Here is a 6,746-nt window from a genome sequence, read left to right on the forward strand (position 1 = left end):
CGCGCAATCGGATAAGCCCAACGATCCCTGGAAGCCAATCGCCGCCTGATCAAACGGCATTGTTCAGGGCCGACTACGTTACACCTGTCGCGTGAAGATCAATAAGTGGTCGTGATGCCCCTTACCGCGTAAAGGAGGCGTCTGGCAGGGCCGGAATGGTTGCCAAGCACGCGGTAGAAGTGAAACTCCAGGATGCCTGTGCCGCGATCGTCAGCATTGTATATCAAGGTACTGGCAGATGCCGGAGTCGGCGGAGGCTTATATGACTGAGACATTCCAGGGCAGGAATATTGCCGGCCGGAGCGATGCCGAGAGTGTCGCAATCCAAGTGCTGAACTTCATCGTAGCGGACGTTGATCGGACCATCCAGTTCCTGAACCTTACTGGCCTCCAGCCCGAAACAATCCGCGCGTCAGCCACATCCTCGCATTTCCTGCTGGGCGTGCTCGAGTACGTAGCGAAGGACGACGAGTTGCTGAAGGCGATTGATCAGGAGCTGAAGATCCGGCCAGCCACGATTCTGCTGGCTATCGTGCATCTATCGCCAGAGCCTGAGGTCAAGCCGTCTGATAAGAAGGCTGATGCGTCCCCTCAACTGCCGAGGCGTAACCTGTTCCACTAAAGGGAGAAGCCTCCCCACCCGCTGTTGCCAGGTTGATGAGGATGCCTCCCACTCCGGAGAGCCAGACTTAAGTTACTGGCTTCCAATCGCGGTAATGCTCAGGCCCATTGACAGTTTCGGCTCAACAGAAGCAAAAACCTCACTGTGCAGCTGTGTCTCTCTTTCGCAGAAATCCTTGAAGGTCAGGATGTCGGTGGAGAAGCTTCCTTGACCGGTCCGCGTTGAGTGGCCGGCTTGCGGCTCCGATAGCGCGAAGAAACGGCAAGCGGGGCGAGACTGGCGGTGACTGGGTTGGGATAGTGCTCCAAGGTCGAACCCGTCGCAGCATCAACGCCCATCCCTATGATGCCACCGACGAGAACGTTACCAGCAAAGCCTGCCGCCCCACCGCCCGCGACCCGCGTCTGGACCGCCACGTCTTGGCTCGCGTAACCTTCTTTGGAAAAGGTTGCGACGAACTCCGACTTCCGGTCGACTTGAAGAGTGCAGGGCGTCGTCGGGCAGGTCAGGCCTGTTGACGTCCGCATGGCAGCCGGCGGTTCGGAGTCGAAGGTAATTTGTTCGGTTGTGCCACGGGTAACCGTTGCGCAGGCGCCCAACGACAGGGTACCCGCGATCAGTGCGAGGAGAGAAATGCGCATAATGCCCCCAAATGATGGCTCTTGCTTCAGCACAAGGCGCTGTTCAAGAGCTCACATTCGAAGCTAAAGCGGAGGGTATTCGTCGGACAACAACATTCCTAAGGGCCCAATCTCTTGCAGAAAGACTGTGCTTTCAAGGTTACACGTAGCTCTACGCTTGCAGCATACCCACGCAGGCGGAGGTGGCATCCTGTCCTGACCCTCCGCATTCCGCGCGGGCAGGAGGAGTTATCCAGACCACCCGCTTAACCCTGATACCAATGAGTCCCCAACTAACCTTCAGAGTTCGGTTAGGCTCCCTTGAAATGGCTAAGCTTTTTCCGGATGGTGAAATTTCCGTTCGGGATGGGGGCATGAATGGTATCGGCGTTTAATGCGAAACTGGCGGTTTATGGTCAGTGGACCTACCGCGTGGCGTGGGCGCTTGAGATCGTTGCTGCCTCCATCGGATTGGCGACGGGTATTGCCCTCGGCTATCAGGCTTATAGCGCCAGCCTCAGTACCGAATTGTCGGTCAGTGGCCTGGATCTAGCCTTGGCGAGCGCCCCATTCTTCATGGTCGCTCTGGCGGAATTGACCAAAATCCCGATTGCGACCCTGCTGTTTTCAGTCAGATGGATCTGGAAGCCGTTCCTTGCGATTGCTCTGTGCCTTCTGGCACTCATCACGTTCGAAACCGTATTTCTGGGTCTGGAGCGTGCGTCTACTCAACGGCAGATCCAGTACGAAGAGATTCAATCCCGCAAGCATGCGGCTCAAATCGACCTTCAGAATACCGATAAGTCACTGGCCAGCCTTGCGGCTGCAAGCCACGTCGCCGACGTCAAAGCGGAGGTCGATAGACTCAACGAGATGGAGGCTTCCGAAGTCCAGCGGAAACAGGGGGAAATTCAGCAGCTCCAAAGCCAGGTTGAAAACCTGAAGATGCAGAACCCGCCCTACGCATCGCTTGCCCGACAGATTGCGGCGAAGGACGCGGAGTTCAAACAGCTCATGGAGCGACGGGATAGCGAGATCCGCGTTCAGCTCGAGCCGTTTGAGCGACAAAGAGACAGCTTTACCAAACGCATCGAAGCGGCACGCGAAAAGAGTGATCTGGCGACCGTCCGTCGGTTGGAAGAGGAACTGGCACGACTGAGAAATCCCCTTCCGGCGATCCGAGAACGTTTTAATATAGAAGAGCAAAGGCTCCAAGGGGACCTGCGTGGTCTGCGAGAGCAGCAGACCGCGTTGGAAAACAGCGAGACTGAAGGTGAGAAACTAGCCCGTAGTCGCCTTGTGGAACGTCAGAACTTACTCGAGCAGGAATTGCGAGATCTTCGGCAAGCATGGCAAGACCGTCGCAATCGGACCCTCTCCCAGCTGCAAGATGCCCAGCAGAAAGCGGCCCAAAACGGCGCTCAAGCCGACCGCCTTCGGACGAAGGTCTCCCAACTGCAGAATGAACTCACTGTTCTTGAGAAGGAGCGCGTCGTCACATCCCGTAATGATCAGATCCGGCGTCTGGCAGGAAGGTTCTACGGCAAAAACCCGGAAGCCGTGAGTGTGGAGGAGGCTGGCTTCATCTCGGTTGTTTGGTTCGGGTCACTTGGTGCTTTAGCAGCCTTTGCGGGTCCTCTGACGGCTATCGTGGCTCTGGGCCTGCAGCGATCGGCAGAGGTCCGGGAGACGAAAGGAACCCGAACGCTCTCCGACTATCTGCGTCGTTGGCTCATCCGGTGGCGTTTCAAGCGAACGCGCAAGGTTCAGGTGCCGGTTGAAGTCACCATCGAGAAGGAAGTGGAGAAGCGCGTCGAGGTTCCTGTCGAGAAGATCATCAAGGAGGTTCTCTACATTCCGATCCTAACCGACGATCCGGAGGCTGTTCGCAGATCTCTTCAGCAGGATCTCCCAACTGACATTGCGGACTTGGTGCGGGTAAACTTCAAGGGCGTTCCCAATGCAAGTGCGGCATGACACTTCACTGCTCGAGAAGGCTATCGAGCAGGTTCTGCTCCGTGCTTCAATCCCGACCCTGCAGGCCCAGGCGGAAGCGCTCGAGAAAACCAACAAGGCCGTTGCTATCCGGCGGATTGCCACTGGAGCTGCCATCGCATTAGTGGCGATTGGTCTTGGCCTCGGGATCAAGTTTGCCCTCGACCGTGATCTGACGCTTGCTAGTCCAGAGCCTCAGATCGAGGCTCAGGTTCGGCCTGATCCGACACCACAACTGCCGAAGGTGGCTCTGGGTGCGCAGGATATCCATGCGCCTAAACCGGGCCAGCCGCCGTCACAACCCGACATCGTCACGACGAACTTTACCAAATTCGCCAATCGTCAGGTTGAGCTTTTGGGGAGGAACTGGACTGTCAGCGTAGGCCATCACTTCGACAACGAAGCCGATACCTCATGGAAGAGGGCTTGGTGCTACACCTTGACCGATGTCAATGGCGTCGAGGTGAAGGTCGAATTGGCAAGCCGATTGACCCCGGCCGCTCAACCGATAGCACCAACTGCCAACTTGGCGACGATGCAGCATGCGGAGTTGGACATCAACGACGTCTTGACCCTTGCCTCGAAATGCCCCTGGGCTGACCGGGAGTTCAGCGTTTCAGACCTTCAGGTTCCGCCGAGCGTGAAAGGGCCGAAACCTCTCCCACCTGTGTCACAGCCTCGATTGCCGGCTCCCTCTGTATCGCAACCCCTTCCACAACAGGAGTTCGTCGCAGCCGACGAATTTGATATTCCGGGTGGCGATTATCGGGTTGAGAAGGAGGTGCCATTGGAGCTTTGTACGTCGCTGTGTCAATCAGAGGCTCAATGCAGGGCGTATACCTACAACAAGACTGCCCGGTGGTGCTTTCTCAAGGACCGTGTAGGCGAAGGTCAGCGGTTTATTGGTGCTTTCTCCGGTATGAAGAAGACCGCGCCGACCGCCGGTAATGCTGCCGGGCAGTGGCGCTAGACCGGATCAGTGCTGATCAAAGAACAGAACTCCGGTCTAGCGAGTTCTACTTCTAAGCGGCAGTGAGTTTACGCACATCAATTTGACGTCCAACAGCCGGGACGCGGATCTCGAAGTGATCAACCTGGGTGATTTCAAGAATGTTGGTGGGGCGATGCGCCACGATGTTGGTTCCTCCACGGCGCCGCAGACTATCATAGAGGATGCCAGCCTCACCGGCACGGCGGACCACTTCTCCGAATTGCTGCGAGGCCTCATAGCGATCAGATGCATAAACATCAGAGCGCTCGGCCTGTTGGCCGCGAATATCCAGATAGAGGCCACTCAGCCGCGCTGAATAGCTGCGATAGACCCGTGTTAGTTCCGGCACGTTCCGTGCCACAGCCTCACGTCGGAGGTGATGCCCGACCTCGGCTGCCGACGTTTCGATCTCCCCAGCGGCATACCAAGCTCCGAGCTCAGGTGAGTTGAACCGCATTCCTGTGGGACTGACGTGCAGGAACGCTGCCATCACAATGCTGGCGTTCGGTCGGCCGTAAACCCATTCCTGTTGCGGAAGGCGCGCAATGCGACTGGCCACCAGCCGGTCATTGGTCCACCCAACAAGCTCCATGACCGCGGAGAGATCGGCGGCGGTGGCCACAGTGTCGAACAGGCCAATGGGCGGAAACTGGGACGGGATCAGGCGATAAGTCGGGAAGGGCGCTTCGGAATAGGTGTTGGTCACGAAAAGTGGATCTCTGTCTCGTCATAGGGGGCAAAGTCTTGATCTGCCGCATTGGGTTCCATGTAGAGGCCGCCCCGGGCCGCATCGAGGAAGCGCCGCACTGTCAGGAGGCTGTCCTGGGTGCCATCAGTCATGAGATCGATCGGCGGATGACCTCCGAATGCCGTGGCCTGGTGGGGCCCGCGAAGCCACGACAAGCCCTCCTGTTCCGTCGCGAAAAGAACCCGCAGAGCCTGATAGATGCCAAGGACTGCTGAGATCCGGGTCAGAACATCGGCGTCGAGGGTGAACTCTGCATGTTCACGAGCCTGTTTGGCCCACTTGTGATAGGTTGAGCGAGGCGGATACCCGAGGATCCGGAGGCGTTCCTGCTCGGTCAATCCCCATAGATCAGCAATGGCCAGGAAGGTGCGCATTCCGGGAGCGCTCAGCCGCCTCCGGTTTGTGGGCTCGAAGCGGGTCTGCTCCAGGTGAGGGAGGCCCTGTGGTGCAGCGGCCGCTTGTTGCTTGAGAGGCTGTGCCATGATCATATCTTCTGTGTCCGAATATGGATTATATCCCGATAGAGATAAAACGCAATTGCCTCAACTAGGTTCGCTTTAGGGGAGAAATTACTCGATATAAGATTACGAACAGTATGAGTTTTAACAAGAAGTCTGCGGCACCAGGAAGTTTGACCTCAAGGAGCTTGCCGCATCAGCGGATCTATCGCGGCATCGTATCTTAATGGTTCAGCTACCAAGATGGAGCTATCCTGATACACAGACGCCAGTCTCGTAAGCGCTATCAGCCGTCATTCTGATCCAAATGGTTGCCCTCCCCCTATGGCCTTACTGTTCCAGGAGCTTCGATGTTTCAGTCCTTCACGCGAACTCTCCCGCGCCGGTACCAAGCCGCCGCGGTGGTCCTGGGATTGAGCGCTGTCGTGGGATGGGGCCTGCTTTCCGGATCACGTGGGTTGATTGTGGAGCCTGAGCGTCAGTCATCGGCACCGGCTGCCGAAGTTCCAGCAGGTCAGAGGACGATATTGCCCGAACGGGACAAAGCCCAAAGTCCAGCGACTGAGGTCCCAGGTCTCAGCCTGGCGTCCGGTTTTGCCCAGAAAGAGATGGCTCGCCTGGCCCAAGAGAAGGTCCCGGTTCAGCCCAAGCCAGTCATGGCTCGCCCTTCGTCTCAAGCTGTCTCATCTGCAGGTCGTCAGCCGCAGACCGTGGCTCCTCAGGCCGGCTTGATTGCGCGCAAACCACCCACTCCGCCACAGGCGCCGGCACGTCGCGTCAGCACAGCACAGGCGGAGGCTGCACCTGGTGAGAGCAAGCGCTGAGCAGAGGAAGGCGCGGTGCGCACCCGCAGTGAATGCCTTGCTCGCTTGGCTTGTGGCCTTGCACTGGTCCAAGCACACTAGACATCGTTTCATTCCGGATCGCCTTGCACCCTGCTGGCGACGCCAACAGTGGCCTTCAAGGCAATGCCGCCGTTGCCTGGCCTCGGCCATCTGCGATATCATAGGGTCATGTTGGATGACCTTCGCTTCACGCAGCTTCGGCTTCCTTCCGGCCTGTGCCTGCATGTTGCCGAGCAGGGGGCTAGGGACGGCCCGGCTGTGTTGATGCTGCATGGCTACACCGACTCCTGGTTTTCCTTCAGCCGCATTCTCCCTCTCCTTCCACGAGATCTACGTGCAATCGTTCCGGACCAGCGTGGCCATGGCAGTTCCGACCAGCCGGCTGAGGGCTATACGCCCGATGATTTTGCCAAGGATGCCGTCCAGTTGCTGGACGCGCTTACCATCGAACAGGCGATTGTGGTGGG

7 protein-coding genes are annotated in these 6,746 nt (G+C 57.8%); 4 read left to right on the plus strand and 3 right to left on the minus strand.

The window, feature by feature from the left end:
• Positions 1-262: 262 nt before the first annotated feature.
• Positions 263-622, plus strand: coding sequence for a DUF3572 domain-containing protein (locus tag JKG68_RS30345; protein WP_202065975.1), 360 nt, complete (start codon positions 263-265; stop codon positions 620-622).
• A 182-nt stretch (positions 623-804) separates the two neighbouring features.
• Here JKG68_RS30345 and JKG68_RS30350 read toward each other — a convergent pair whose 3' ends face one another.
• Positions 805-1,263 carry a translation initiation factor 2 gene (locus tag JKG68_RS30350; RefSeq protein WP_202065978.1) on the minus strand — a complete coding sequence of 153 codons (459 nt, stop codon included), beginning with the start codon at positions 1,261-1,263 and terminating at the stop codon, positions 805-807.
• 357 nt (positions 1,264-1,620) lie between these two features.
• Between JKG68_RS30350 and JKG68_RS30355 the strand changes: the two genes are divergently transcribed.
• Positions 1,621-3,219, plus strand: a complete 1,599-nt coding sequence (locus tag JKG68_RS30355) for a coiled-coil domain-containing protein (protein WP_202065980.1) — start codon at positions 1,621-1,623, stop codon at positions 3,217-3,219.
• The gene (locus tag JKG68_RS30360; RefSeq protein WP_202065982.1) at positions 3,203-4,207 is read left to right on the plus strand and encodes a PAN/Apple domain-containing protein; all 1,005 of its coding nucleotides are present in this window, start codon (positions 3,203-3,205) and stop codon (positions 4,205-4,207) included. The genes JKG68_RS30355 and JKG68_RS30360 overlap by 17 nt, the downstream gene beginning before the upstream one ends.
• A 52-nt stretch (positions 4,208-4,259) precedes the next feature.
• On the opposite strand, the gene JKG68_RS30365 is transcribed toward JKG68_RS30360, so the two are convergent.
• A complete protein-coding gene (locus JKG68_RS30365; RefSeq protein ID WP_202065984.1) occupies positions 4,260-4,934 on the minus strand; it encodes an RES family NAD+ phosphorylase in 675 nt (224 codons plus the stop codon).
• A complete protein-coding gene (locus JKG68_RS30370) occupies positions 4,931-5,458 on the minus strand; it encodes an antitoxin Xre/MbcA/ParS toxin-binding domain-containing protein (protein WP_376773243.1) in 528 nt (175 codons plus the stop codon). The genes JKG68_RS30365 and JKG68_RS30370 overlap by 4 nt, the downstream gene beginning before the upstream one ends.
• A gap of 929 nt (positions 5,459-6,387) precedes the next feature.
• On the opposite strand from JKG68_RS30370, the gene JKG68_RS34635 reads away from it, so the two are divergent.
• On the plus strand, positions 6,388-6,746 hold a 359-nt coding region (locus JKG68_RS34635), incomplete at its 3' end, for an alpha/beta fold hydrolase (protein WP_202065988.1).

Source organism: Microvirga aerilata, assembly GCF_016743775.1.
Lineage (GTDB): Bacteria > Pseudomonadota > Alphaproteobacteria > Rhizobiales > Beijerinckiaceae > Microvirga > Microvirga aerilata.